The organism is Pseudanabaenaceae cyanobacterium SKYG29 (assembly GCA_025055675.1).
GTDB lineage: Bacteria > Cyanobacteriota > Cyanobacteriia > Pseudanabaenales > Pseudanabaenaceae > M5B4.
In genome coordinates this window covers 147,176-172,398 of the sequence record JANWWT010000004.1, presented here as the reverse complement: position 1 = coordinate 172,398, position 25,223 = coordinate 147,176, and the positions used below count along the sequence as shown (strand labels likewise).

General features: G+C 48.6%; 19 protein-coding genes and 1 tRNA gene. 9 read left to right on the top strand and 11 right to left on the bottom strand.

Going from position 1 to position 25,223, the window contains the following annotated elements:
• The first annotated feature begins 58 nt into the window (after nt 1–58).
• From NZM01_08340 to NZM01_08330, 3 genes are all read left to right on the top strand, one after another.
• Nucleotides 59–607, top strand: a complete 549-nt coding sequence (locus NZM01_08340; GenBank protein ID MCS6960044.1) for an NHLP leader peptide family RiPP precursor — start codon at nt 59–61, stop codon at nt 605–607.
• Between the two features lie 463 nt (nt 608–1,070).
• Nucleotides 1,071–2,792, top strand: a complete 1,722-nt coding sequence (gene ilvB / locus NZM01_08335; GenBank protein ID MCS6960043.1) for a biosynthetic-type acetolactate synthase large subunit — start codon at nt 1,071–1,073, stop codon at nt 2,790–2,792.
• Nucleotides 2,792–3,064, top strand: coding sequence for a TMEM165/GDT1 family protein (locus NZM01_08330; protein ID MCS6960042.1), 273 nt, complete (start codon nt 2,792–2,794; stop codon nt 3,062–3,064). The genes ilvB and NZM01_08330 overlap by 1 nt, the downstream gene beginning before the upstream one ends.
• A 38-nt stretch (nt 3,065–3,102) precedes the next feature.
• On the opposite strand, the gene NZM01_08325 is transcribed toward NZM01_08330, so the two are convergent.
• The 4 genes from NZM01_08325 to NZM01_08310 form a co-directional block, all read right to left on the bottom strand.
• Nucleotides 3,103–4,134: an anthranilate phosphoribosyltransferase family protein gene (locus tag NZM01_08325; GenBank protein MCS6960041.1), complete on the bottom strand. Its 1,032-nt coding sequence runs from the start codon at nt 4,132–4,134 to the stop codon at nt 3,103–3,105.
• A complete protein-coding gene (locus NZM01_08320; GenBank protein ID MCS6960040.1) occupies nt 4,106–5,026 on the bottom strand; it encodes a LysR family transcriptional regulator in 921 nt (306 codons plus the stop codon). The genes NZM01_08325 and NZM01_08320 overlap by 29 nt, the downstream gene beginning before the upstream one ends.
• Nucleotides 5,027–5,110: 84 nt before the next feature.
• Complete coding sequence (locus NZM01_08315; GenBank protein MCS6960039.1) at nt 5,111–5,578, bottom strand: nitrate reductase associated protein; 468 nt, start codon at nt 5,576–5,578, stop codon at nt 5,111–5,113.
• Between the two features lie 82 nt (nt 5,579–5,660).
• A complete protein-coding gene (locus NZM01_08310) occupies nt 5,661–7,775 on the bottom strand; it encodes a nitrate reductase (protein ID MCS6960038.1) in 2,115 nt (704 codons plus the stop codon).
• Between the two features lie 607 nt (nt 7,776–8,382).
• Between NZM01_08310 and NZM01_08305 the strand changes: the two genes are divergently transcribed.
• Nucleotides 8,383–9,012, top strand: a complete 630-nt coding sequence (locus NZM01_08305) for a response regulator (GenBank protein ID MCS6960037.1) — start codon at nt 8,383–8,385, stop codon at nt 9,010–9,012.
• A gap of 4 nt (nt 9,013–9,016) precedes the next feature.
• Here NZM01_08305 and NZM01_08300 read toward each other — a convergent pair.
• From NZM01_08300 to NZM01_08270, 7 genes are all read right to left on the bottom strand, one after another.
• Nucleotides 9,017–9,089: transfer RNA gene (locus NZM01_08300), tRNA-Val, on the bottom strand.
• 45 nt (nt 9,090–9,134) lie between these two features.
• Nucleotides 9,135–12,635 (bottom strand): chromosome segregation protein SMC, encoded by a 3,501-nt coding sequence (gene smc, locus NZM01_08295; protein ID MCS6960036.1) that lies wholly within the window; start codon nt 12,633–12,635, stop codon nt 9,135–9,137.
• Between the two features lie 218 nt (nt 12,636–12,853).
• Nucleotides 12,854–13,405: an NHLP leader peptide family RiPP precursor gene (locus NZM01_08290; protein MCS6960035.1), complete on the bottom strand. Its 552-nt coding sequence runs from the start codon at nt 13,403–13,405 to the stop codon at nt 12,854–12,856.
• 168 nt (nt 13,406–13,573) lie between these two features.
• Nucleotides 13,574–14,125 (bottom strand): NHLP leader peptide family RiPP precursor, encoded by a 552-nt coding sequence (locus NZM01_08285; GenBank protein ID MCS6960034.1) that lies wholly within the window; start codon nt 14,123–14,125, stop codon nt 13,574–13,576.
• 156 nt (nt 14,126–14,281) lie between these two features.
• Entirely contained in the window at nt 14,282–14,830 is a 549-nt protein-coding gene (locus NZM01_08280; protein MCS6960033.1) for an NHLP leader peptide family RiPP precursor, read from the bottom strand.
• A gap of 66 nt (nt 14,831–14,896) precedes the next feature.
• Nucleotides 14,897–15,448, bottom strand: a complete 552-nt coding sequence (locus NZM01_08275; GenBank protein MCS6960032.1) for an NHLP leader peptide family RiPP precursor — start codon at nt 15,446–15,448, stop codon at nt 14,897–14,899.
• Between the two features lie 182 nt (nt 15,449–15,630).
• Nucleotides 15,631–16,191, bottom strand: a complete 561-nt coding sequence (locus NZM01_08270; GenBank protein MCS6960031.1) for an NHLP leader peptide family RiPP precursor — start codon at nt 16,189–16,191, stop codon at nt 15,631–15,633.
• Between the two features lie 147 nt (nt 16,192–16,338).
• On the opposite strand from NZM01_08270, the gene NZM01_08265 reads away from it, so the two are divergent.
• From NZM01_08265 to NZM01_08245, 5 genes are read left to right on the top strand one after another with little or no spacing between them, the layout of a single operon-like run.
• Nucleotides 16,339–17,547: a response regulator gene (locus NZM01_08265; GenBank protein ID MCS6960030.1), complete on the top strand. Its 1,209-nt coding sequence runs from the start codon at nt 16,339–16,341 to the stop codon at nt 17,545–17,547.
• Nucleotides 17,548–17,597: 50 nt separating this feature from the next.
• Nucleotides 17,598–18,689: a cyclic nucleotide-binding domain-containing protein gene (locus NZM01_08260; GenBank protein MCS6960029.1), complete on the top strand. Its 1,092-nt coding sequence runs from the start codon at nt 17,598–17,600 to the stop codon at nt 18,687–18,689.
• The gene (locus NZM01_08255) at nt 18,686–20,182 is read left to right on the top strand and encodes an NHLP bacteriocin system secretion protein (protein MCS6960028.1); all 1,497 of its coding nucleotides are present in this window, start codon (nt 18,686–18,688) and stop codon (nt 20,180–20,182) included. The genes NZM01_08260 and NZM01_08255 overlap by 4 nt, the downstream gene beginning before the upstream one ends.
• Nucleotides 20,182–22,377 (top strand): NHLP family bacteriocin export ABC transporter peptidase/permease/ATPase subunit, encoded by a 2,196-nt coding sequence (locus NZM01_08250; protein MCS6960027.1) that lies wholly within the window; start codon nt 20,182–20,184, stop codon nt 22,375–22,377. Before NZM01_08255 ends, NZM01_08250 begins: the two co-directional genes overlap by 1 nt.
• Complete coding sequence (locus NZM01_08245; protein ID MCS6960026.1) at nt 22,370–25,219, top strand: NHLP bacteriocin export ABC transporter permease/ATPase subunit; 2,850 nt, start codon at nt 22,370–22,372, stop codon at nt 25,217–25,219. The genes NZM01_08250 and NZM01_08245 overlap by 8 nt, the downstream gene beginning before the upstream one ends.
• Nucleotides 25,220–25,223 lie beyond the last annotated feature (4 nt).

The window sequence follows — 25,223 nt, the reverse complement described above, 5'->3', positions numbered from 1 at the left end:
AAAAGACTGTAAAGTTAGGTTGACTATTACATAGTCTCAAAGAAAGGAGATTGACAAAATGACTCAGAGCGTTACTACATTGAAGGAATTGTATCAGCTTGCTCATTCAGATACAAGTTTCAAGCAACTATTGCTGAGCAGTCCCAAGGAAGCCTTGTCCAGAGTTGGTGTAAGTCTTGCTAGTGAGGATGCCGAAGTAGTTGTTGTGGAAGAGACAGCTGGCAACTTCTACGTTGTTATTCCCACCGCTGAAACGGCTGCTAGTATGAGTGATGTTGACGATCCCATTGCCAAGCTGCTAGCACGTGCAGCATCAGATGAAGCTTTACGGCAAGAGATGCTGGCTGATCCCAAATCTGTAATTACTCGCGAGACTGGTATTGTAATTCCTGAGGAGGAAAAAGTTTCTGTTCTGGTACAAACCCCCAAGACAAACTATTTAGTACTGCCTCGTTCTGTAGACGTTGATGAAGAGAGAGAACTGAGCTCTGAGGAGTTGGAAACTGTGGCTGGTGGACGTGCTCCAAGATGGGTACAGGTTGTTGACAAAGTGATAAGAAGCATTTACATCAGCTGGAACAACGGTATCAAGCATTGTCTTAGCTAGCACAAGGTCTAAACTCTTGTTGTAGGGGAGGGATGCTTGGTCACCCTCCTTTCTTGTAAATTGTTAATAATAAACTACCTGTAACAACTCCTCTAGAGTTCTTATCTATAGGTTTCTATAACTATGACTCTACAGTAAACTAGGAGTTCCAACTGACCAATAACGGATACACCTCGTTCACTTAACTCTGTTTCATTGATTTCTCTATCGTAGGATTAAATAATCCTGTCATCCACAACATCTCGATAGACTCCTGTAACATATCCTAGGACACAAGTCTCAACTAACTTGCCTTGGGTGTAACTATACGCCAAAAATAAGGTATCATCACCGCCATCAGGGGATAGCGATACGGGAAAGTGGAGTGTCGCTATTTTAGCTATAAATAATTGAAACACCAAGGGAAGCTAGTGCTAAGATGGCAAATAAACTGGTTAAAAACTAAATTGGTAGGGAGGTTGTCTTGCGTACAACGGGGGCATTCGCTTTAGTTGACAGTTTGATTCGCCACGGGGTCAAGCACATTTTTGGCTATCCTGGGGGGGCAATCTTGCCAGTCTACGACGAAATCTACAAAGCGGAGATGCGGGGAGCAATTAAGCACTTTCTAGTCCGCCATGAACAGGGGGCAGTGCATGCCGCCGATGGCTATGCCAGGGCTACAGGGCAGGTAGGGGTATGTGTTGCTACCTCTGGTCCAGGAGCGACTAACCTGGTGACAGGGATTGCCACTGCCCACATGGACTCGATTCCCCTAGTGGTAATCACAGGACAGGTGCCCTCCTACGCGATCGGGACAGATGCTTTCCAGGAAACAGACATTTTTGGCATCACTCTCCCCATTGTCAAGCACTCCTACATGGTGCGTCGTCCGGAGGATATTCCCCGCATTATGGCAGAGTCATTCCACATTGCCAGTACGGGCAGACCTGGTCCCGTGTTAATTGATGTCCCCAAAGACATAGGACAAAAGGAATTTGACTACGAACCAGAGGTAACCGTAAATTTACGCGGCTACAAGCCAACAGTGAAAGGACATAGCCAACAAATTGCCGCCGCCATCAGGCTAATTCGGGAAGCCGATCGTCCTTTGCTGTATGTGGGGGGTGGGGCGATTATCTCTGGTGCCCACGCAGAAATTAAGCAACTAGCGGAACGGTTTCAGATTCCCGTCACGACCACTTTGATGGGCAAGGGAGCTTTCGATGAAAATCATCCTCTTTCGGTGGGGATGTTGGGAATGCATGGCACTGCCTATGCCAACTTTGCTGTGCAAAACTGTGACCTGTTGATTGCCGTAGGGGCTCGCTTTGATGACCGCGTCACAGGAAAGCTAGATAAATTTGCCCCCCTGGCGAAAGTCATTCACATCGATATTGACCCTGCCGAGGTAGGGAAGAATCGCGTACCCAATGTACCGATCGTGGGGGATGTGAAGATGGTACTAAAGCACATGTTGGAGCACACTTCCTACGAAGAGACGGTGCGCACCCAGGCTTGGTTAAAGCAGATTGAGGAATGGAAGGAGGACTATCCCCTACAGGTACCCCACTACGAAGGAGAGTTATCCCCCCAGGAAGTAATTGTGGAATTTGCCAAGCAAGCCCCTAATGCCTACTATACGACCGATGTGGGGCAACACCAGATGTGGGCAGCCCAGTTTCTCAAAAACGGGCCCAGGCGGTGGATTTCCAGTTCGGGTTTGGGCACGATGGGATTTGGTTTACCAGCGGCAATGGGGGCAAAAATTGGTGTAGGAAATGAGCAGGTAATTTGCATTGCCGGCGATGCTAGCGTACTGATGAATATCCAGGAGTTGGGCACCTTAGCCCAGTACGGCATTGCTGCCAAGATTGCTATTATCAACAACGGTTGGCAGGGGATGGTACGGCAGTGGCAGGAAGCCTTTTACAACGAACGCTATTCCGCTTCCAACATGGAATTGGGGATGCCTGACTTTGTCAAACTAGCAGAAGCTTTTGGGGTGAGGGGGATGCTAGTTACAGCCCAGGACAACTTAGCCCAGGCAGTGGCAGAGATTTTGGACTATCCTGGTCCAATCCTCGTGGATTTTCGAGTGAAGCGGGACGAGAACTGCTATCCCATGGTACCGCCAGGGGCAAGTAACTCTGAGATGGTGGGCTTACCTGTACCAAAGCGGCAGAGGGTGAAGGAGTTTGTCTAATGCGTTTAATTGGCTTGGCATTCCTTACAGTCCTGGTAGCGGAATTAGGGGATAAAACCCAGCTCTCTACATTTATGTTGTCAGCCCAATCCAGTGAACCCTGGGTGGTATTCCTGGGAGCAGGTAGTGCTCTGCTGCTCACGACGCTTCTGGGGGTGTTGGCAGGGACTTGGTTGGCTCAGTATGCCACCCCTAAACTCCTGGAAACTCTGACGGGGATAAGTTATTTGCTCCTAGCAGTGGGCTTACTGTGGGATGCTGTTAGTTATTGACCCCTTCTTATGATTACTCCGCAAACCACTGCTATTGTCTAGTCCAAAACCGATCGGAGTTGCTGCCACTGTTTTTTAACCTGATTACTAACTAACAGTTCTTTTGCAGTAGTTAAACCTGCTACCAAATCTGGGCTGTAACCACATTGCCACAGATAAAAGCCACTATTCCAAATAACACTTGTTTGTAGTTCATTGGTTTGTCCTTCTAGGACTGCTGTCATGAGCTGCACAGACGTATCTAGGTCAGACCAACGGGGATTACTCCCTTTCATACTGTAGTGCAAAGCATTGACTATCAAACGTTCTCGGCGTTGACCACAGTTAACCGCTGTAATACAAGCCCGATCGCGGGGCAGGTCACAACTGCCTTCCAACCCTTTAACAGTAATAAACTGGTCTTTGCCCAGTAAATGTAGTGCCTCAGTGATAATAATTTCTGTGGGCGGATGGACATAGCCAGCCACTAACTGCACAGCGCCGGCGTAGGGACACCAAATCAACTCTAAAGTGGCAATGGGCGGTCTTTTGCCGATCTGGGCGCGATAGGGCACTAAATCATAGGCAAGGGGAAAATGCTCTGGTACATAGATAAATCCCAAACCAAATTCTCTGAGGAGAGCGTGAATTTCTGTCAACGATCGGTTACGCCAATTAATGCCCAAACCTTGCCAAATATCAATCAGGGGAACACCCTCCTTTGTAGGCATGCAGTCGCCACCATGCTGTAAAACAGGAATACCTACACTACTAAGTACCAGCGCCGTAAGGGGGCTAAGGGGAATAGTACGGTCTCTGCCGTCGTAGGGTTGACTGAGAATGACTACAGTTTTGTCAAGGGCAGGTAACTGGGGACCCAGTTCGTAGTAGGCATCCAACATCCCTGCTAGCTCTGCACTGGTCGGGCGTTTAATCCGATGGGCAATTAAAAAAGCACCAATTTGGGCAGGGGTAGCCTCTTTTTGCAGCATCATTTTCATCGCAGTGTAAGCTTCCTCGCGGCTGAGGTCTGTATGGGTATGTTCGCCACTGCCTATTTTTTTAACAAATTCGCGAAAAACTGTACTCATAGTCTGCTGTTTGTAGGAGAGAAAGTAGGTAACCTATGGGGGGAATAGTCTGCCGATCGGTAGTGGTGATTGCAATCACTTCCCTGGGGGGTGGGCTTTCGCTGGGGACAAAATCTTTGATAGCAAAATTGGGGTCATCTGTCACTTCCCACATAGCTGATTCAGGCAAGATCGCTATCATATGACTATGGCGCAGAAAAGAAAAGAAAGCATCAGGAGTGTTCAGTTCTAAAGCTGCCTGCCAACTCAGATTACGCTGACCAAATTCCCGTTCCACTAGCCGTCGCATACCATAACCATCTTTGAACACAACATGGGGATAACTAGCTAGTTCTTGCCAAGTCAATTGTGGGCGTTGGCTGAGGGGATGGTCATTTGCCATAAAAATCTTGACAGATTCGCGATAGAGGGGCTGAATTAGCCAATGGGGTTCTTTCAACAAGTGACGTTCTGCCATCACGATCGCTATATCCACTAAACCATCCCTGAGGACCTTGAGAGCACGATCGCTACCGAGGGCAGTAATGCGCAGTTGGGTGGTAGGAAATTTTTGATAAAACTGTGGCAGTAATAGGGGTAAGAAGGAGCGACATACGGAATGAATAGCAGCTATACAGAGTTCTCCCTGGGTACCCGCCTGCAGTGCTTGCAGTTCAGTAATTACTGCTTGCCATTCCCGCCAAATTTTAGTTGCCCGTGTCAAGAAGATTTCACCAGCCAAGGTAGGCTTGACTTTATGGGTGCGATGTAATAACTCTACTCCTAAACTATTTTCCAGGGCTTGAATTTGTCTAGTAATTGTCGGCTGTGTCAACCCACAGCGTTTGGCTGCTAACTGAAAGCTCCCTGTTTCTACAACAGCTAAAAAGGCTTGTATCTGTTCAAATCGCATATAAGACTATGACCGCTTCCCCTCCCCTCTGATAGCTGGTATTACCAGACTAGGGGAGACCGAGGAATCCGATCGTGTTCCATGTTACGAATTGACCTGGGACAGCAGATTAAATTCCCGCAGGGCAGGGAGGAAATTGCGATTTTCGTGGTTAGGTTGGCTTAGTTTAATGAGGGCAAAGCGCTGGAGAGAGGACAGTTGTTGCCATTGTGCTGCAGAGAAAACTGGTTGTCCTAATTTTTGCAATTGGGCAATTACTACTTCAGGAATAGTATCTTCTTCCCAGGGTAAGGGATCGGGTATAGGCAAAGCTGCGGGGGGTGTGCCAGTGAGTTCTATTACCCATGTCTGCAGTTGTGTGCGATAGTTGTGCCTTGCCTCAGGATTGTCACAGGGCGTGAATACTAGCCATTCTTTCTGAGCACGATTCAGCTTTTGCCAGTGCTGTAGTTTCAGTTTTATTCCACACAAATCTAACTTGTACCTTACAATCATGGGGATACAATGTAATGTGGTCACAAAATCAGTTTCAAATTGAAAATAGGGTGCCATAATAAAACGGGAATGTTGGGTTTTAAGGCTAGAATTTTAATAGCTGCCGCGGGCATAACACAAGATTGGATGTCGTAATTAGCTAGGTCTGACTGCCCCCTACATCTATTACCAATCGTACAGCACAGGCTTTGAGTTCAGGCTGTTTGGCAGCGGGACAGGCAACGGGATGGGTTAAATTATTCACCTCAGCGGATGGGTGCCATAGCGCTCCCCAGTGCATAGGCATAAAAACTGTCCCTCTAGCAATGTGGGGTGTCACTTTGGCGGGCAACTGAGCAAAACCACGGCGGGATTCTAGGCGTACAATTGTGCCCTCTTTAATTCCTAGTGCCTCGGCATCGGTGTTATTAATTTCCACAAAGGGATGGGGATGCATCTTGTTGATCTTGGCAATTCTACCTGTGCGAGTTTGGGTATGCCAGTGTCCGTAGAGTCTGCCCGTTGTCAAAATAAACGGATAGTCGTGGTCAGGGGGTTCGGCTACCCCCAAGGCATCTTCTACGCAAAAGTGGGCACGCCCATCCTCCGTCAGGAATCGATAATCTGTATAAAGGCGTTTTTCTCCCACTGCCTCTGCATCGCTACATCCCTCAGGACAGGGCCATTGGATCGCTCCCAGGCGACGTAACCGATCGTGACTAATCCCCGCTACATCACAGGTACGACCACTAGTGAGCTGCACAAACTCAGCATACACTTCCGCACTGGATTGAAAGGCAAACTGTTTTGTAAACCCCAGGCGCCGACCTACTTCAGCAAAGATTTCCCAATCTGGCTTGGCTTCTCCCACAGGGGCACGAAAGGCTTGGCAGAGAGTAACACGCCGTTCGGAGTTGGTCATGGTGCCTGTCTTTTCCCCCCACTGGGCGCAAGGTAGCACTAAATGGGCATAGTCACTGGTCTCTGTGGGATAGTAGCAGTCTTGATAGATGGTAAAAGGCGATCGTGTTAAGGCAGCTTTTACCCGATCGAGGTGGGGCAAGCTGACTAGGGGGTTAGTAGCGGCAATCCATAGGAGTTGTACTTCCCCCCATTCTAAACCTTCAATGATCTGCCAGGCGGTTCTGCCTACCTGGGAAGAGATGCTTCCTGGTGGTAATTGCCAATGGTTTTCCACCTCGCGGCGGTGGTTGGGATTAGTTACTTGACGATAGCCAGGTAAGAGGTGGGATAGCCCGCCTGTTTCTCTGCCTCCCATGGCATTGGGCTGTCCCGTAAGGGAAAAGGGTCCCGCTCCTGGTTTGCCAATTTGTCCTGTTAGGAGGTGTAAGTTGATCAAACTACGGGCTTTGGCTGTTCCCTCTCGCGATTGGTTGATCCCCATCGACCACATGGATAGTACGGCTGAGGATTCCGCCCACCATTGCGCTGCTTGTACAAGGTCTCCTACAGCAATCCCACAATAGTCTGCTACCAGTTGGGGATGATACTTTTTCACTACTTCTTGATACAAAGGAAAACCTGTAGTGTAACGATCGATAAATTCCCGCTTAATTGACCCCCATTCTATCAACAAATGACCAATCCCGTGCAATAAGTAAATATCAGTACCTGGACGAATAGCCAAATGTAAATTTGCTACTGCCGCTGTCTCAGTGCGACGGGGATCAACTACAATTAGTTTGACATGGGGATTCTTCTTGTGGTGTTGGCGCAAACGATTAAAAACGATCGGATGACATTCTGCTGTATTGGTGCCAATCAGAAAAGCGCAGTCTGTAATTTCCAAATCAGCATAGCAAGCGGTCGGTCCATCGCTGCCAAAACTAGCCATATAAGCTGCCACAGCACTAGACATACATAGGCGAGAATTAGTGTCAAAGTTATTTGTCCCCAAACAGCCCTTGATTAACTTTTGGGCAACATAATAATCCTCTGTTTGCCATTGCCCAGAACCATATAGGCAAATACTGTCCGCCCCTGTGGTAGCAAGAACGTGCTTAATTCTTGTGACAATTAGATCAAAAGCCTCTTCCCAACTGATGCGACGAAAAGGCTGGTCTAAACTTGGACGGTAGAGGGGATATAAAAGACGGTCTTTATCAAGTGCCTCCAGGACAGTTGCCCCCTTCACACATACCATGCCCAACGAGGAAAGATGATCCCGATCGCCTCTAACTTTGTTACCGGCAACTACTTCTAGCCCACAACCCACGCCGCAGTATGGGCAAAGCGTCTTAGTTATTGTTTCCATGTAGTCTGTCCAAATGGCTCTACCGCACTTGTCAAGTCTACGATAGCCTCTCCCACTGCCTCTAGCGGGGTAATTGTTAAATTTTGTAACCACAGCAGGTAGTGCCTCCCGATATACCGTCTCTGTGACGTTGTCAGTTTTGGACATACTTCATGATCAATTAACCAAGGCAAAGGCAATAGTTTCTAGGAAGAGAAGAGAAAAGTTACCACTAAACTGGCTGCCCAACAAAAGTAGGGTGAATATAACTAACTCAAAAAATTCCCCTTAGTGTAACAGTAAGAATACCTACAACTCTACCCTTAGATTGAAATCACCTAGGAAAATTAGTCTACCGCTAGAGACAATTTAGAACTGCGATCAGGAAAAACTGGCTAAATTTGCAACCAGCAGTTAGCGTAAGTGGGAGATAGATATTCCTTTTTACTGTCTTTGACTAGCTGAAACCCAGATTAGATAAGGGATTTACAGTCCAAAAAATGGAGAATACATTAAATAAAACCTTTTGATATGTTTCCCTAAGGTTGACTTTATAAAATTTTAAAAAATGACCCCACTTAGAGAAAATCTGTGTTAATATCTTGTAACAAAGGTAACCTAGACCTTTATGACAAATCTTACTATGCGTACTATTTCCCTAGAGCAATTACAGAAGTTAGGTGGCACAATTCTCTCTGACGGTAGACTTCATTTCAACAACACCATTTACGTGAAAGCCTGTTCCCTATCAGCTCAATCCCAACAGCTGCTGGCATCCATCCTGGAGAAGTATGAGGAGTGTCAAATCGAATATCTATTGGTAGATGCTGATGATACAGCCACCCTCTGGCGGGCAGAAGGTGTCATTTACCCTGTAGCCAAGCCCAAGATTGCTCACGTTGAAGATAGCCCAGTAGAAGGAATGATTATGGAGAAAATACTCACGGATTTAGGGCTACCTTGCGTCCGTATCAGCAATCCTTTACTTGCCGTTACCACCTTGCTCAAGGTTAAGCCTGACTTTGTCTTTCTGGATTTACACATGCCTATAGTCAATGGCTATGAAATTTGTGCGCAGTTACGCCGAGTACAGGACTTGCAACACATACCTATTGTTATTCTCACTAGCAGTGACGGTTTAGTTGACCGCGTGCGTGCCAGGATTTGTGGGGCAACCGATTTCATGAACAAACCGATTAAGCTTCAGCTTGTCCAGAAAATGATAGAGAAACACCTACAGCCCGTCAGTGTCTTCTAAACTATGGGCGGTACAGGACTCGAACCTATGACATCCTGCTTGTAAGGCAGGCGCTCTACCAGCTGAGCTAACCGCCCTAGTGCTCAGTAATCCTAGCATGGTCCTAGCATGAGGTCAAGTGCTTACTTCAGATTGATCCCTACTACCTGGGTATGTGTACCCTTAGCTTGGGTGACTCCGATCGTCCGATCGGCAGCCTCGATCATGGGACGACGGAGACTGACCACAATAAACTGGGCAGTTTTTGCCTGTCTCTGTACCATCCGAGCTAATTTTTCCACATTGGCTCCATCTAAAAACATATCCACTTCATCGAAGGCGTAGAAGGGGGAAGGACGATAGCGTTGCAGAGCAAAGATAAAGCTAAGAGCAGTGAGGGACTTCTCTCCACCAGACATTGCCGCTAGGTGACGGACAGGTTTGCCTTTGGGATGGGCAACAAGATTTAAGCCACCGCTGAGAGGGTCTAGGGGGTTTTCTAATTGCAGATAGCCGTCCCCGTCCGATAGTTCAGCGAAAATAGTCTGAAAGTTCTCATTGACTTGCTCGAAGGATGTCATAAAAGCTTCCTGCCTAAGAGTAGTGAAGTTTTCAATGCGTAAGAGCAGTTCTGTCCGTTCTTGCTGCAAGGTTGTCAACCGCTGGCTGAGGTCTTCCCGTCTTCTAGTTACCTCATCATATTCCTCGATTGCTTTCATATTCACAGGTTCTAGGGCTTGTAGGCGTTTCTGTAGTCGTCGTTGTTCAGTTTGGATGTATTCCATTGTTATATTTTCTGGTAGAATGGGCAGGGGGTCGGGTAGAAGTAGGGCAGATAATTGTTGGCTAATCTGTGTTTGTTCAGTTTGCCACTCGACAAGGGCAGCTTCTAGTTTTTCTAATTGCCACTGGCATTCCTGATATTGGCGGCGTAGGTCTTGGAGTTGCCGATCGGTTTCATCTCTAAGGTGTTTCTGCTGACTGAGAGTTTGTTCTAGCTGTTGTTTCTGATTGTATAGCTGACTAAGGTTATCTAACAGGTGGTTATTTTGCCTATGCCAATAATCTTGTTGACTGATTAACTCTGTTTGGTTGTACTGATTTTGCCTTCGAGCTTGTTCTAGCTCCTGTTGTTTTTCCTGTAAATGTATAAGCTGTTGAGCACGGTCACTAATTTGTTGTTGCAGGGTACGACAATGGCGTTCTAATTCCAGTAGAGTTTCTTCTTCTCGTTGCAGGCATGTTTGCAGTTGAAAAATTCGCTCGTATTGGCCCGATCGTTCCAATTCTGCTAGTTGCCTTTGCAGTCTGGATTGTTCCTCTTGCTTTGTCGTGAGTAGGTGGGATAAGCGATCGAGTTCAGCACTGTGTTCAGCTATTTCCCGTTGGCGTTGGTTAATTTGGGTGTTTAGGTGATTTTGTTGTTGATAGAGACGTTCCAGCTCCCTCTGATAGTGCTGAGATTGTAGTTGGGCTTCTTGATAATTTAATCTTGCTTGTTGCAGAGCATTGGACTCCTCATTGAGTTTAGTTTCTAGGGTAGCCATACGCTGGTGCAAGTGAGCAAGAATCTGCTCTATTTCTGTCAGTCTGAGCCGTAGTTTTTCTACCTCCTCCGCTGTCCCCCCAGTCAAAGTCCCAAAACGTAGGTGTGTAGGGGGGGAACTGCCACCTGTCATTGCCCCCGATGTTTCTAACAGTTCGCCCTCCAGAGTAACCATACGATAACGTCCTAAATGGCGACGGGCAGCGTCAAGGGAAGCAAACACCAGGGTAGTGCCAAATACATAGGCAAAAACATTGGCATATTGGGGGTCAAAGGTAATTAAATTGTAGGCATAATCTATAGCCCCTAAACTGACAGCATCACTATTTCTGAGGAGAGGTGCATACTTCATTTTATTGAGGGGTAGAAATGTGGCTCTGCCACCATTGAGTTTTTTTAGTAACTGGATGGCTTGGGTAGCAACAATATCATCATCTACAACAATGCAGCCTAACTTTCCGCCCGCCGCCACTGCCAAGGCGAGTTGATATTCAGTAACAGTAGTCCCCAATTGGGCAACTAAACCGTGCACACCCCCCAAGTTCGCCTCTAGGAGTAAGCGAGTAGCTTTTGTGCCCTGGATGTCTTGGTTAGCTTGTTGTTGTACTTCCCATTTGTCCAGTTGCCTTTGTTTTTGTCTCTGCTCTTCTTGTAAACGCTGGACTGTATTTTGACAGGTTCTCAGCTCTGTTTGGGTGTTGCTAAAAGATTGCCCGATCGTTTGTATCAGATTCGTCGCTTCAGCTAGTTGTTGTTGATATTTATCCAGTTGTTGCTGAAGGAAGTGGGGGTCATGGTCTGACAATTTACTCAAGTCTTCTCTATGGGTTTCGAGCAACAGCTGAGCTTGTTCAAGAGATTGTGCTATCTTAACTTGTTCTGCTTGCAGGGGAGTAATCTCCCCTTGAATTGTCTGCAACTGTTGGCGCAGTTGTGTTTGTGCTCTTAACCAACTTTCTGCCTGGGCTGACATTTGCTGTAATTCCTGTCTCTTGTCTTGTGCGATAATCTGTTGCTTGTTGTAGCGCTCTTGCATAGCCATCAGTTCACCTTGGAGGCTTGTTTGCTCTTGGCTAATCTCCTGTTGTTGCTGGGTTAACTTTTCTATGGCAGTTTCTAGGGACATAAATTCCTGCAGAAGATGTTGGTATTGCTGTTGTAGAGTCTCCATTTGTCTAGTACAATTTTTCTGCTCTGCTTCCTGGTGGGCAATTTCTGTCATCAATTGCAGGTAATCTCTTTCACCTAAAGTTGAAACGATAGTGTTTAGTTCCTGTAATTTAATTTCTGTATCTGCTAGTAACTGTGTTAACAGAGTCAGCCTTTCATTATTCTCTGCTATTCCCATCTGTAGTTGTTGTCTTTTTTGCTGGTGGAGAGATTGCTGTTCCTGCAACAAACAGTATTGGAGCACTACCTCCATGGCTTGTAGCTCCTCCAATTGGGTGCGTAACTGTTGATATTTTTCTGCTTTTTCCCGATCGCTTTGTAGTCTTGTCTGGGCGGCGATCAATTCCTGTTCAATAATTCTGTATCTATCTTCTTGATCTTTTACTTCTGCTAATTTCTCCTTGGCAATAGCAATTTTGCGGTCAAATTCCCCTACCCCCGCCAGCTCATCGATAATCATACGTCTGTCCTTGGCATTCATGGAAATAATGTTTGTCACATCCCCTTGGAGGACAATATTGTAGCCTTCGGGATAAATACACATGGTAGCTAGTTGTTGATGTAATTCCCCTAGGGTACAGGGAGAACCATTAATGTAATAGGTGGAAGTATAGGTTCCTTGACTGGTGACACGCAATTTACGGCCGACAGTCCACTCCTGGTCATCATCGAGGGCAAAGGTAACTGTCACATTTGTTTCGGCGGTTTTAGCCTTCTGAGCATATTGTTGATTCACTAGGTCCGGTAAACGATCGGCGCGCATGCCCTTAGAGGTAGACAAACCCAGGGCAAATAGAAGAGCATCCAAAATATTGGATTTCCCTGATCCATTAGGACCAGAAATAACGGTAAAACCAGGCAAAAGTGGTACAACTGTATTGTTGCCAAAGGACTTAAACCGCGACAACTCTATCTGCTTGATGTACACTCCCTTGTCTGCCCCCAGCTCTGACTCAAGGGTAATGTATAGATGATAACGATCGATTAGTCAACAGTAGGTAAAGAAAAGCCTTTTTGCCCAAGTAAATTATCTGTACCTCTGGGGGACAAGGAATCGGTGCGGCGTGTGTACAATAGAGGCAAGCAGAAAAAGACAACGAGGGCGAGCCTTCCAAATAGGGGAGACTCGCTTTATTCGCAACAAGCTTAGAATGGGATTACCCTACAGAAAATTCGTATACGAGTTTTCAAGTCACACGGGAAAGCCCATGTCCTAGGAGGAAAAGGCAGGCAACGAAACTGTCCACCAGCAACAGCCTCTAGTTCTTGGGCGGAAAGTTCCCGATCGGTAACTTCTGCAGTGGCACGGGGGATAACAAAGTAAGCCCGATCGGCGGTTTGCTCCAGCACTGTGACATTAGTTTCAGCAGGGATAGTTAGACCGGTTTCGCGGGCAATCACACCCCTAGGATCAGCCAACATTTCAGCGCGGAGATTAGCATCTGTAGCTGCACGGGCAAGTAGTTGGGCAATAACATCCCCTTCGTTTGCCACCTCCTCCGCTGCATCAGCAGTAGGGATAACCAAGCACAGGTTATGATCTTGCTCTTCGACGACGCTGACTTCCAAGTTTTCCTCAATGGGTAACCCGACTTTAGTCAGGGTAGCTTTGGGGTCATTGACAAATTCAGCCTTGAACTGAGGGTCAGATTTGACTAAGTGCATCAGCTCTTCCAGGGAGTTAACTTGCTGAGTCATATATCAGTCCCCTAAACAATTTGTGTGGGCAATCTTCAAAGTAAGCTAAAAGCAACAGAAACAATTGACGGATTTTTGGGCAAAAGTTGTCTGTTTTTTCGGAGAGAATAGCAATTAAAAAACTACCCCCTCCGAGGTAGTTCATCTAGTTATGATAGAATTTGCCTACTAACGGCAGATACCCCACTTGGTAATGCGAGAAATGATACCAGGAGTTTTAGGGCAAAGAAACTTGGTGGCAATGCCAATGACGGTACCCCAGAAACCACCAGCTACAGTTGCCAGCTCTTCTTCTGTGAGTTCCCGATCGGTTTCGCTAGCAGCAGAGCGGGGCAGAATCAGGTACACATTTTGGGGGGTTTGTTGGAAGACAGATACATTGGCTTCTTCAGGAATGACCATCCCGGTTTCACGGGCAATGACGCCTTTGGGATCAGCCAACATCTCTTGGCGGAGAGCCTCATCGGTAGCAGCCCTACCTAACAACTGGGCAATGGGATCGTTGATTTCAACCAAGTCAGCAGCATCTTCAGCTGGGGGAATAATCAAATAAACTTCCTTGTCGTTCTCTTCCAAAACTGTCAGTTCCGCATCAGTGTTCTCATTGACACCAACACTAGCTAGAGCAGCCTTGGGGTTAGCAAGTAATTCTTGGCGAAAGTTAGCATCCGCTTGCGCCAACTGTACCAATTCATCTAGGGAACGAATCTCTTTGGTCATAGTCTGCCATCCTTTTATGATCGGGGGTGGACATTGACTAACTTATCGTGCACGCGACAGACTGAATTGACAGATTTTTCGGAGAAAGTTGCGCTATTTTTTGTCTCCAGGAAGAAGAAGTAGCCAACTAAGCTCAGTCAGCTACTCCCAAACTTGCTACAGACCCAAACAGCCCTTCACACCATTCATCACAGTTTTGTAGATGGTGTAACACCACTTGATAGAGAATTTAATCACGGGCACAATCCAACCACCACCTGCTACTTGTTCCAGTTCTGCTTCGGATAACTCCCGATCGTTGCTTTCTGTTTGGCTGGGGCGAGGCAGGACAAAGTAGGCTTTATCGGCGGTTTGCTGGAATACAGAAACATTAGTTTCTTCCGGAATGACCAAACCTGTTTCCCGCAAAATTACTCCCCTGGGGTCAGCCATCATTTCCTGTCTAAGAGCCTCATCGCTGGCAGCACGTACGATTAACTGGGCGATTAAATCCCCCTCGGGCTTAATTTCTGCAGCGTTCTCAGGTGTGGGGATGACTAAGTAAATATCCCGATCGGACTCCTCCAGTACCGTCAGCTCTACATTCTCAGGGACAGTGACCCCCGCTTGGGACAGAGCCGCCTTAGGATTAGCCAAAAACTCAGCACGGAACCCCTGGTCTGACCAGGCAACCTGGAACAATTCTTGCAAAGACGTGATAGCCATAGTTTAGATTTCTCCTGATTTCCATAAAAAACCAAGGGTGAGCCTTAAACCCACCCTGAATGAAGATTAGAGACCGAGACAGCCCTTCACACCAGTCCAAATAGTTTTAACAATGACTTGGCAGTGACGGCGAGAGAAATCAACAATGGGTCGCCACCAACTACCACCAGCTACAGCTTCCAGTTCCTCTGCGGAAAGCTCCCGATCGCTGTCAGCAGCAACAGGGCGGGGCAGAACGAAGTAAGCCTTTTCGGGGGTTTGTTGCAAGACAGAAATGTTAGCTTCCTCAGGGATGACCAAACCAGTTTCACGGGCAATTACTGCCTTAGGATCAGCCAGCATTTCTTGACGCAGAGCTTCGTCCGTAGCAGCACGAGCAATCAGTTTGGCAATAGCATCGTTGCCGTTAGCCAATTCATTGGCAACTTCAGGAGAGGGGATGACCAGATAAACATCTCTTTCAGTTTCTTCCAGAACGGTTAGGTCTACCTTCTCATCAACAGTCACGCCATATTTTGCCAAAGCCGCCTTGGGATTGCTGATGAATTCTTGCTTGAAAGCGGGATCAGAGTAAACAATATTGAGCAACTCTTGCATAGAGTTAATTTGCTGAGTCATAGTATTCAGTCCTTCCTTTCAGTTTCTAGTGGACGAAAGTCATATTAAGCAGGATTTGGCCGCAGCAATTGACTTATTTTTCGTAAAAAGTTGTCTGTTTTTTCTATTTTGACCCCCGCAAGGCGAATAAAAAAGGAGCCCTCCCTTAGGACAGCCCCTGCTTAAATCAATTCCACCGGCAACTAGAAGCCTTTGAAGATGCCAATTACAGTCTTGCCGATATCCCAGAGTTGCTTGCAGTTGTTGACGGAGAAGCGGACTACTCTCTTAACGAAGTCCCAGAAACCACCACCAGCTACAGTTTCCAGTTCTTCAGCAGAGAGTTCTCTCTCCCCATCTTGCACGGTAGCACGGGGGATAACGAAGTAAGCCTTGTCAGCAGTTTGCTCAAATACGGTGACGTTAGCTTCTTCAGGAATTACCAGACCAGTCTCACGGGCAATTACTGCCTTGGGATCAGCCAACATCTCAGAGCGGAGAGCAGCATCAGTAGCAGCACGGGCAATCAATTGAGCAATGACATCATCTTCGGTGTTGAGAGTGCCAGCTGCCTCAGCAGGAGGAATAACGAAGTAGACATTTTTGTCAGTTTCCTCTAGTACGTTTACTTCTACGTTGTCTGCCACGGTCATACCCACTTCTGCCAGGGCTGCCTTGGGGTTGGCAATAAACTGCTGCTTGAAGTTGGCATCAGCTTGTACCAGGTCAAACAGCTCAGCCATAGATTGAATTTGCTTAGTCATAGTTCCAGTCCGTGTAGGTTCTAGGGTGAGCATAACTAATTTACAAATTATCCCGTGGTGCCGATTGACGGATTTTTCGGAAGCTATTGCTTTTTTTTTTCGTCCCCTCCCTAGTGGTAGACTAGAGTAAGCTAAGACTCAGGATCAATGGAAAAAGTTCTGATCGTTGACAATGATGTCGATAGCCTAGATGCCCTGGAACGGGTTCTACGCAAGGAGTTCAAGGTCTTCCGGGCAGGTAACGGGTTTGAAGCCATCCACGTCCTCGATCGGGAGGGGGAGATGGCGCTGGTGATTTCAGAACTGAGTATGCCTGTAGTGGATGGGGTGGAGTTCCTGATGGGGATTATGCACGCCTATCCTGATACAGTACGGGTAGTGCTGACCCGTAGCCTTGATCCAGACTTGCTCCTGGCGGCAGTAAACGATCTGAAACTATTTCGCTACATGGTTAAGCCCTTTAACCGTGATGAGTTGCTCTTGGTGGTGCGGCAAGGAGTGGAGTCGTATCGGCTAGCTAAGGGGCAAAAGGCCTATGTTCCCCCGACTCATATTTTCCAGTTCCCAGAACGGCAGGGAGATTACCTCGCTATCGAGATTGATGAACGGGAACGGCGACAGCAGGTGGAAGCTTTGGTATCCTCTCCCTTTTTTCAAGCCCTAGCTAAGTCTGCTGTCTCGGAGGAGGAGATGACCATGGGTCAGAGAATACGCTCGCCAGAGTTGGATTTTTTAGATGACTATCAAATGCCCCAGGTGGACTTTGATCTGGATTTGGCTACCTCAACTGGCACCGATGAAACCCGACCGCAGCAGGAAGATGAGACGTTGTTTTTGATTAGGGAATTTGTGGCTAGCGTTCAGGAAGAGCCGACTACTGCCCTGCAAACGGGGGAGACGGAAATTCAAGTGGTAGCGGTAGAAGAGGAAGAAATACCCCTAGACAAGATAGAGGCTGTCTTCGAGCAGCTTGTTGAGGAGGAAACAACTCCACAATCTCAGGAAGAGGATACTGCTCTATTAATCCAGGAGTTTGTCTCGCAAGTGGCGCCAAAGAGCAAAGCGGGCAAAGATAATACCGAAAGTCCTGATACTTGTAGACAGGCCCCTGCCCCATCGTTGCCAAAGCAAAATCCGTGGCCAGAACCAGGTTCGCCAGGGGTAACAGAGGATGAACAGCTCCTGGAAGAAATTGATACCCTAATTCAGAAACTAGAACAGGAAGAAAAGACCAAAGGGAAAAAAGAGAAAATTACCCTAAAAAAGACAGATAATCCCCTGGATTCTCCTGAATTTCGCGAATTACAGCGTCAGTCGAATGCTTTGATTGCCCGTATTATCCGATCGTGGGGTTGACTGCGGTGCTATTCCTTTGTATCTTGAAGGCAAACTAGCAGGGAACTACCGTGTCAGCTGTGTTACTGCAAGCCCTCACTAGCCAAGAAATTGACTGGATCAAGGCAGAGGGGAACCAGACTACTGTAACTCATGGCGCTAACCTGGTACAACAGGGAGAGGTTCTAGACCAGATCCACATTATCCTTGATGGCAGTATCGCCCTCAAAGTCAAGCAGGCAGATAAAGAAAATGTACTAGCACAAGCTCTGGATATTTTGAGCGGTGATGCCAAGGAGTTATATCGCTTTGACCCAGGGGAAATTATTGGCGACGTGCCTCTAGCTCAGCCCCAGCCAGCTTTAGGGGACTGTCAGGCAGTTGAAGACTCTTTAGTACTGACGATTCCGCGGCAGAGTATCGAAGCCAAAGTAAGTGAAGATGAAGAGTTTGGCGCTCATTTCTATCAGGCAATGGCAATGCTGTTGGCGGAACGCTGGCATCGCTTGATTACGGAAGCAGAAGGGCGCATCAGTGAAGGGCAGTTTAATCGTGATTCCCTGTTCATCTTTAGTCAGTTTGATGACCGCGATTTAGACTGGCTTGTGGCACGGGGGCAGGTCAACACCCTAGCGGAAGGGGAGTTATTACTGCAGGCGGGGAAACCAGTAGAGCATTTGGTTATTCTCCTGGAAGGGAAGTTTCAGGTGTTTGTGCCAGAGGAAGAAAATGTGCTGCTGCAGGCATTTAGCACGATCGGGGGTTCTTCAACTGCGAATTTAGGCAAAGTGATTGGCACAGCCCAGGAGGGAGACCTACTAGGGGAAATGGCGGTGATCGACGGTCGTCCTGCCGATGTCAGTGTCCTCAGTCAGGAAGGGGGGTCAGTGTTGTTGGTGCCCCGCTCGGCTTTGCAGGTAAAATTGCAGCAGGATGCGGGGTTTGCCTGTCGCTTCTATCGCGCAGTGGCGTTTTTGCTATCCGATCGGTTGCGGTCTTTGATTAGTCGCATTGGCTTTGGTCGCCGCACCTATGGGGATGTAGTTGATGAAAATTTGTTACAAGAGGAAACCCTCAGTCCCGATCTGTCGGAAGGTTTATATCTAGCGGGGGCGAGGTTCCACTGGCTACTGCAACAGATTCGTAACCAAGGTCAGGTATGAGTGGCTCCATTTTTCGCAAGGAATCGATCGAGCGCTTAGCTTCCCCGGAAAAACTAGACCAGTTGATGCAGGTGGTAGACCCAGTAGGGTGGGTGCCCTTGGCGGCAGCGACGGTATTGGTGGGGGGAGTGGGGGTATGGAGTGTGGTGGGACGCATTCCCATCACCGTAACGGGACAGGGGGTGTTTATCTATCCCCGCCAGGTGCAAGCTTTGACAGCGGCAGGAAATGGCAAGGTATTGGAGGTATTAATTAAGGAGGGAGCGGAGGTAAAACGGGGTGACCCCATTGCCCGCCTGGATTTGCAGGAAGTATCCAAGCAATTACAGCAGCAAAAAATGCGCCTAGAGGAGCTGGAGCGGCAAGACCGCCAAGCCAAGGAATTACAAGCATTACGCCAGGATTTAGAAATCAACTCCATTGAGCAACAGCGCGCCAGCATCCGCCAGCGGATTGCCAATATCGAAGCCTCATTGCCAATTATTCGAGAGAAGACCCTCAATGTGATTCGCCAGGAACGGGAGGAATTGCAGGTGCAGCGGCAACGAATAGCTGCTCTCTTGCCGGACATAGATAGGCGTTTAGAAGCGCGGCGGCGGTTGTTTGACCGCAAGGAGGTGGATGCGGAGGGCAGGGAGGTAAAGGCACCAGTAATTACAGAGGATGTGCTCCTGCAGGCAAATCAGGAAAGGTTAGACATACTGACCCGTATTGCCAACATTGACACCAGATTGAAGGATTTAGAAGCCAGGGAAGCCACAGCGCAAAAGGAATTCCGCGATAATACCAATAGTCTCCTCGAGTTGCAGGCACAGCTACGGGAGTTGGACAATCGCCTAGCAAACTTGCGCCAACAAGCCCTGGAGGCAGAAAACGCCCGTAAAAACCAAATTATGGAAGTAAAAAGCAGTATTGCCCAGTTGGAGCTGCAGTTGAGTAACAATTCTCTCATTCGGGCAGTGGAACAGGGCAGAGTGTTGGAGTTGACCGTTAGCCCAGGGCAGGTGGTACAGCCAGGTATGCGCCTGGGCACGATCGAGACGCGGGGGCAGGCAGGGCAGGAATTGCAAACTGTCAGTTATTTCCCAGTGGAGGATGGCAAACGGATTGAACAACAACGACAGAGACTGAAAGCGCAAAACCAATCCCTCAAAGCCCAAGTTACCCCCAGTACGGTTAAACGGGAGCGGTTCGGGGGCATCAAGGGCAAAGTCATCAAGGTTTCTACTTTCCCTGTCACACGGGAGGCAGCCAGTAGTGTCATTGGTAATCCAGAGGTAGTAGAAACGATCGCGCCGCGGCGCGCACAGATTGAGGTGACGATCGAGTTGGAAAAAGGTGATACCCCTAGCGGTTATGCCTGGTCTTCCTCCAAGGGACCGGAGGGGAAAATTACCCCTGGTACCACCGCTTCCGTGCGGGTGATTGTGGAGGAAGTGCCCCCAATTACTTTTGTTTTACCGTTCCTGCGTACTTTCTTTGGTCTAAGCTAATGACGACAGCCACACCAACGAAAAAAAAGGTAAAAACGCCTCGTCCCGTCCGTACCCCCGTTGTACTGCAGATGGAAGCAGTGGAATGTGGGGCAGCTTCCCTAGGGATTATATTGTCCTACTATGGCAGGATTGTGCCCTTGCCGGAGTTACGCCGTGCCTGTGGGGTATCGCGGGATGGCAGTAAAGCCTCGAATGTGATCAAGGCAGCGGAATTTTATGGCATGAAAGCCCAGGGGTTCAAAAAGCAACTGGAATCCCTGCGGGAGTTGCCGCCCCCTTACATTATTTTCTGGCATTTTAACCATTTTCTGGTAGTAGAAGGGATCAAAGGGGACAGGGTTTTTCTCAATGACCCCGCCCAGGGGCGACGCACAGTCAGTTGGGAGGAGTTTGACGAAGGATTTACTGGTGTAGTCCTAGTGATGACCCCAGGGGAAAATTTCGTCAAGGGGGGAGTACGTCCCACAATATGGCGGGGGCTATGGCGACGCTTACAGCCTTCCCTGTTACCCCTGTTTTATTGTATTGTGGCGGGCTTCTTGCTAGTGTTGCCCCAGTTGGCCATCCCTGTCTTTAGCAAGGTGTTTGTGGACAACATTCTGATTGACGGCAGGACGGACTGGCTACGTCCCCTCTTGCTGGGGATGGGGCTAACGCTACTATTGCGTCTGTTCATTCGGGGGCTACAACTACTCTACCTGCGGCGCTTGAAAGTCAAAATGGCGGTAGAAATGTCAGGGAAGTTCCTCTGGCACGTCTTGCATTTACCAGTGAGTTTCTATGCCCAGCGCTTTGCCGGCGAAATTAGTGCCCGCGTTCCCCTCAATGACAATGTGGCGGCAGCTCTATCTGGTAATTTGACTACTACAGTAATAGACCTGGTACTGGCAGTCATCTATGCTGGGGTGATGTTTGCCTACAACGTGCCCTTGACGATCGTGGGGGTCACCTTTGCTCTCATCAACATTGCCGCGTTACAACTAGTTGCCCGCAGTCGGGTAGAAGCAAATATGCAGTTGGCTCTAGCTCACGGCAAGGTGGATGGCGTGGGGATCAGTGGGTTGATGAGTATTGAGACGATCAAGGCATCTGGGCTGGAGTCGGACTTCTTCAGCCGTTGGGCGGGGTACTACGCTAAAGCCATCAATATTCAAAATAAGCTGGGTATCTTGAATCAGCGGCTGGGGGTCTTGCCTTCTTTGTTGCAATCGACGGCAAATACCTCTGTGCTGCTGTTTGGCGGTTTACAGGTGATGGACGGCAAGCTGAGTATTGGGGATTTGGTGGCATTTCAAAGTTTGTTATCCAGCTTTTTAGACCCCGTGAACAACTTGGTGAGTTTTGGCAACACGCTGCAGGACTTGGAGGGGGACTTAAGTCGCCTGGATGATGTACTCCAAAACCCAACGGATGCTCGCCCGGTGGTAACAGAGGTAGCAGGCAAAGTGGCACGGTTACAGGGCTATGTGGAGTTGCGCAATGTTACCTTTGGCTACAGTCGTGTCAGCCCCCCCATCATTGAAAACTTTAACCTCTCTCTCAAACCAGGGCAAAGGGTGGCGTTGGTGGGAGCGAGTGGGTCGGGTAAATCGACGGTGGCGAAATTGGTGGCGGGGTTGTATGAGCCTTGGTCAGGGGAGGTGTTGTTTGATGGTGTCCCCCGATCGGAAATTCCCCACTATGTGCTGACTAACTCCCTTTCCATGGTGGAGCAAGAGGTATTTTTGTTTAGTGGCACTATCAAGGACAACCTGACGCTCTGGGATAAAACAATTCCCACAGCAGATATTGTGCAGGCGTTAGAGGATGCGGTGATTTATGAAACGGTGCGGATGGTGCCCGGCGGTTTAGATGGAGAGTTGTTGGAGGGGGGTGTAAATCTCAGCGGGGGGCAGCGGCAGCGCTTAGAGATTGCTAGGGCATTGGTGACCAATCCTTCCATTCTAATTTTGGATGAAGCGACCAGTGCCCTGGATACGGAGTCAGAATTTCAAATTGTGCAAAACCTGCGCCGTCGCCAATGTACCTGTGTTGTAGTTGCCCACCGTTTGAGTACGATTCGGGATTGTGATGAGATTATCGTATTCGATCGGGGCAAGATTGCCCAGCGGGGTACCCATGAGGAGTTGATTGCAGTGCCAGGTGTCTATCGAGACTTACTTGCTAGTGAGGAGCAGGGAGAAGATGAATAAGACTGTAGCAGGGGTGGGAATAAGGCTAAAGCTCTACGAGCTACGGGCAGTTACAGAACCAGTGCAAGTAACAGCAGGCAGCGTATCAGTTTATCTACAAAAGTGGCAAAACGGACAACCGATCGGGCGGCGGCAGTACCTATTTAGCGCCCAGGTGGGGGAAATTATCTGGAGTGGCAGCAGTGAAAGTGACTATCAGTTTTGGGTGGAGGCGGAGACGGAAGCAGAATTGAGTACCTTGGGGGACACCCTACCCCTAGAGGCAGTAGATAAGTGGATACACAACCTGGGTACCTATTTAGCTAGCTTCAATCCACCCCCTGTGATTACCCTCTACTGTGACCAGGAAGAGCATTTTACTCTCCTCAAGGGGCAGAAACTGCGTCCGCAGAAGGGTTTAGTGCGGCTAGTACAGGTGAGCAAGGGGGAGGTGAAGTGGCAGGGGGATTTAGCGTTTGTCCTGCTGCCAGGGAGTGGTTGGTTGCCCCTAGGGGAAGGGATGTGGATTGAGGCAGTTGCCCCTAATAACTTGGTTAAGGTAGAGGTGGAAGTTACCAGTCTCGATCGTCTTCGTCCGGCGGAGGTACGGCGGAGTTTAGACTATTTGTTAGCGTACTTTTGGCGCTATGTTGCCCACCAGGGGGAATTACAGGCACAGGCAGAACTTGCCCGTCTGCAGGCTAGGGCACAGTTGAATCAGCAACTCCTGGAAAAGGCTAACGCCGAGCTGGTTGCCATCCTCGAACCCAAGGAGACAGAAGCCGTACAGGAAGGTTCCCCTTTGTTGGTAGTGATGGGGGCAGTGGGGCGGGCAATGGGGATCAAGATTTCGCCGCCGGCTTCCTCGGAAAACTTAAAGAGGGTTAAGGAGCTAGAGGCGATTGCCAGGGCATCGCGGGTGAGGGTTAGGCAGGTTTTACTCAGGGACAAGTGGTGGCTGGAGGATGCCGGACCTTTGGTGGGATTTGTGTTACCGGATCGCACGCCTGTGGCACTCCTGCGGGACAAGGGTTACTACGAATTGCTAGACCCCACAGACTTAAAACGCCAGGTAGTAGACAGTCGGGTTAACGCTCGCCTGGATAGCCAGGCCTACATGCTCTATCGTCCTCTACCGCAAAAGTTACGATCGGGGCTGGACCTGCTCAAATTTGGCTTCCGTGGGCAAATTAAGGACATTATTTTAATTGTGGTCTTGGGCATCACAATCACGCTGTTGGGGATGGTGACTCCCCAGGCAACGGGCTTGTTGATTGATAGTGCCATTCCCGATGCCGATCGGGGTTTGCTGTTACAGATTGGTTTAGCCCCCATTGCTGCTACCTTCGGCAGTGCGATTTTTCAGTGGAGCCGCGGGATGATTCAAATGCGGGTAGAAACCCTGGCAGACAGTGTAACCCAGGCAGCAGTGTGGGACAAGCTCTTGACCCTGGGAATTCCCTTCTTCCGCCGCTACGCCACAGGGGACTTGGAAAATCGCGTGTCAGCGATCGGGGAAATTCGCAAACGGTTGGGTGGAAACACGATCGAGACTCTTTTTACCAGTTTCTTCTCTTTACTGAACCTTGGTCTGTTGTTCTACTATAGCCCGCCCCTGGCGCTAATAGCTTTATTGATTGCTGTAGTGCTGGTGATTTTTGCTACAGTCACGGGGGTAATTATTCTACGCAATGAACGACCATTACAGGAATTGCGGGCAAACATTTTTGGTACGGTAGTGCAGTTAATTAACGGTATCACCAAATTAAAAATTGCTGGGGCAGAGGAGCGCGCCTTCAAGTACTGGACAGAGCAATATAGTCGTCAACAGCGCTTGGTCTTGCAACAACAAAGCCTGCAGGATTTGATTCAGTTATTCACAGCCATTTTACCGATTCTTTCTTCAGGCTTAATTTTTACAGTGGCGGTTTTACTACTGAGCAAGGGAGGGGAAACTCCCAGTCTGACTACAGGCAAGTTTTTGGCTTTCAATACTGCCTTTGGCACCTTCCTAGACGGGGCAGCTCAGTTGAGCAACACTCTGACCGATGTCTTGGATGTTGTCACGCTGTGGGAACGGGGTTATCCCATTATCAGTACATCACCCGAACTCCCGCCCAATGCTACAGACCCAGGGGTACTGCGGGGGCAGATTCAAGCTTCTCACCTCTGTTTCCGTTACCGTCCGGATGGACCGCTTATCCTGGACGATGTCAGTTTCTACGCTGAGCCAGGAGAATTTATTGCCTTTGTGGGACCATCGGGGAGCGGCAAATCCACTACTTTGCGGCTATTGTTGGGCTTTGAACAGCCGGAGTCGGGGTCAATTTTCTATGATGGTCAGGAGTTATCGGGTTTAGACATTTATGCAGTCCGTCGCCAAATTGGAACAGTCTTGCAAAACGGACGCATTATGTCTGCTTCCATTTTTGAGAATATTGCAGCGGGAGCAGTAATCACGATGGAAGAGGCATGGCAGGCAGTGCGCATGGCGGGGATGGAAAACGACATCAAGCAAATGCCTATGGGTCTGCACACGATTATTAGCGAGGGGGGCACTAACCTCTCAGGGGGACAACGGCAAAGATTACTCATTGCCAGGGCTTTGGTACTAAAACCCTCGATCATTTATTTTGATGAAGCCACCAGCGCCCTCGACAACCGCACCCAGAGTATTATCAGCAAGAGCTTGGATGAACTGCAGGTTACCCGTATCGTCATTGCCCACCGTCTCAGTACCATTCGCCATGCCGATCGGATTTACGTGATGGAAGCAGGGCGGATAGTCCAGGTGGGAAATTTCGAGCAGTTGCAGTCCGAACCTGGTCTGTTTGCCCGCTTGATTGCCCGCCAGTTGGCTTAAGGTA

What these genes read in the sequence shown, in the direction of transcription:
- NZM01_08340 (MCS6960044.1), top strand. Translation starts at nt 59, where the DNA reads ATGACTCAGAGCGTTACTACATTGAAGGAATTGTATCAGCTTGCTCAT.
- NZM01_08330 (MCS6960042.1), top strand. Translation starts at nt 2,792, where the DNA reads ATGCGTTTAATTGGCTTGGCATTCCTTACAGTCCTGGTAGCGGAATTA.
- NZM01_08325 (MCS6960041.1), bottom strand. Translation starts at nt 4,134, where the DNA reads ATGAGTACAGTTTTTCGCGAATTTGTTAAAAAAATAGGCAGTGGCGAA.
- NZM01_08320 (MCS6960040.1), bottom strand. Translation starts at nt 5,026, where the DNA reads ATGCGATTTGAACAGATACAAGCCTTTTTAGCTGTTGTAGAAACAGGG.
- NZM01_08315 (MCS6960039.1), bottom strand. Translation starts at nt 5,578, where the DNA reads ATGGCACCCTATTTTCAATTTGAAACTGATTTTGTGACCACATTACAT.
- NZM01_08310 (MCS6960038.1), bottom strand. Translation starts at nt 7,775, where the DNA reads ATGGAAACAATAACTAAGACGCTTTGCCCATACTGCGGCGTGGGTTGT.
- NZM01_08305 (MCS6960037.1), top strand. Translation starts at nt 8,383, where the DNA reads ATGACAAATCTTACTATGCGTACTATTTCCCTAGAGCAATTACAGAAG.
- NZM01_08290 (MCS6960035.1), bottom strand. Translation starts at nt 13,405, where the DNA reads ATGACTCAGCAAGTTAACTCCCTGGAAGAGCTGATGCACTTAGTCAAA.
- NZM01_08285 (MCS6960034.1), bottom strand. Translation starts at nt 14,125, where the DNA reads ATGACCAAAGAGATTCGTTCCCTAGATGAATTGGTACAGTTGGCGCAA.
- NZM01_08280 (MCS6960033.1), bottom strand. Translation starts at nt 14,830, where the DNA reads ATGGCTATCACGTCTTTGCAAGAATTGTTCCAGGTTGCCTGGTCAGAC.
- NZM01_08275 (MCS6960032.1), bottom strand. Translation starts at nt 15,448, where the DNA reads ATGACTCAGCAAATTAACTCTATGCAAGAGTTGCTCAATATTGTTTAC.
- NZM01_08270 (MCS6960031.1), bottom strand. Translation starts at nt 16,191, where the DNA reads ATGACTAAGCAAATTCAATCTATGGCTGAGCTGTTTGACCTGGTACAA.
- NZM01_08265 (MCS6960030.1), top strand. Translation starts at nt 16,339, where the DNA reads ATGGAAAAAGTTCTGATCGTTGACAATGATGTCGATAGCCTAGATGCC.
- NZM01_08255 (MCS6960028.1), top strand. Translation starts at nt 18,686, where the DNA reads ATGAGTGGCTCCATTTTTCGCAAGGAATCGATCGAGCGCTTAGCTTCC.
- NZM01_08250 (MCS6960027.1), top strand. Translation starts at nt 20,182, where the DNA reads ATGACGACAGCCACACCAACGAAAAAAAAGGTAAAAACGCCTCGTCCC.
- NZM01_08245 (MCS6960026.1), top strand. Translation starts at nt 22,370, where the DNA reads ATGAATAAGACTGTAGCAGGGGTGGGAATAAGGCTAAAGCTCTACGAG.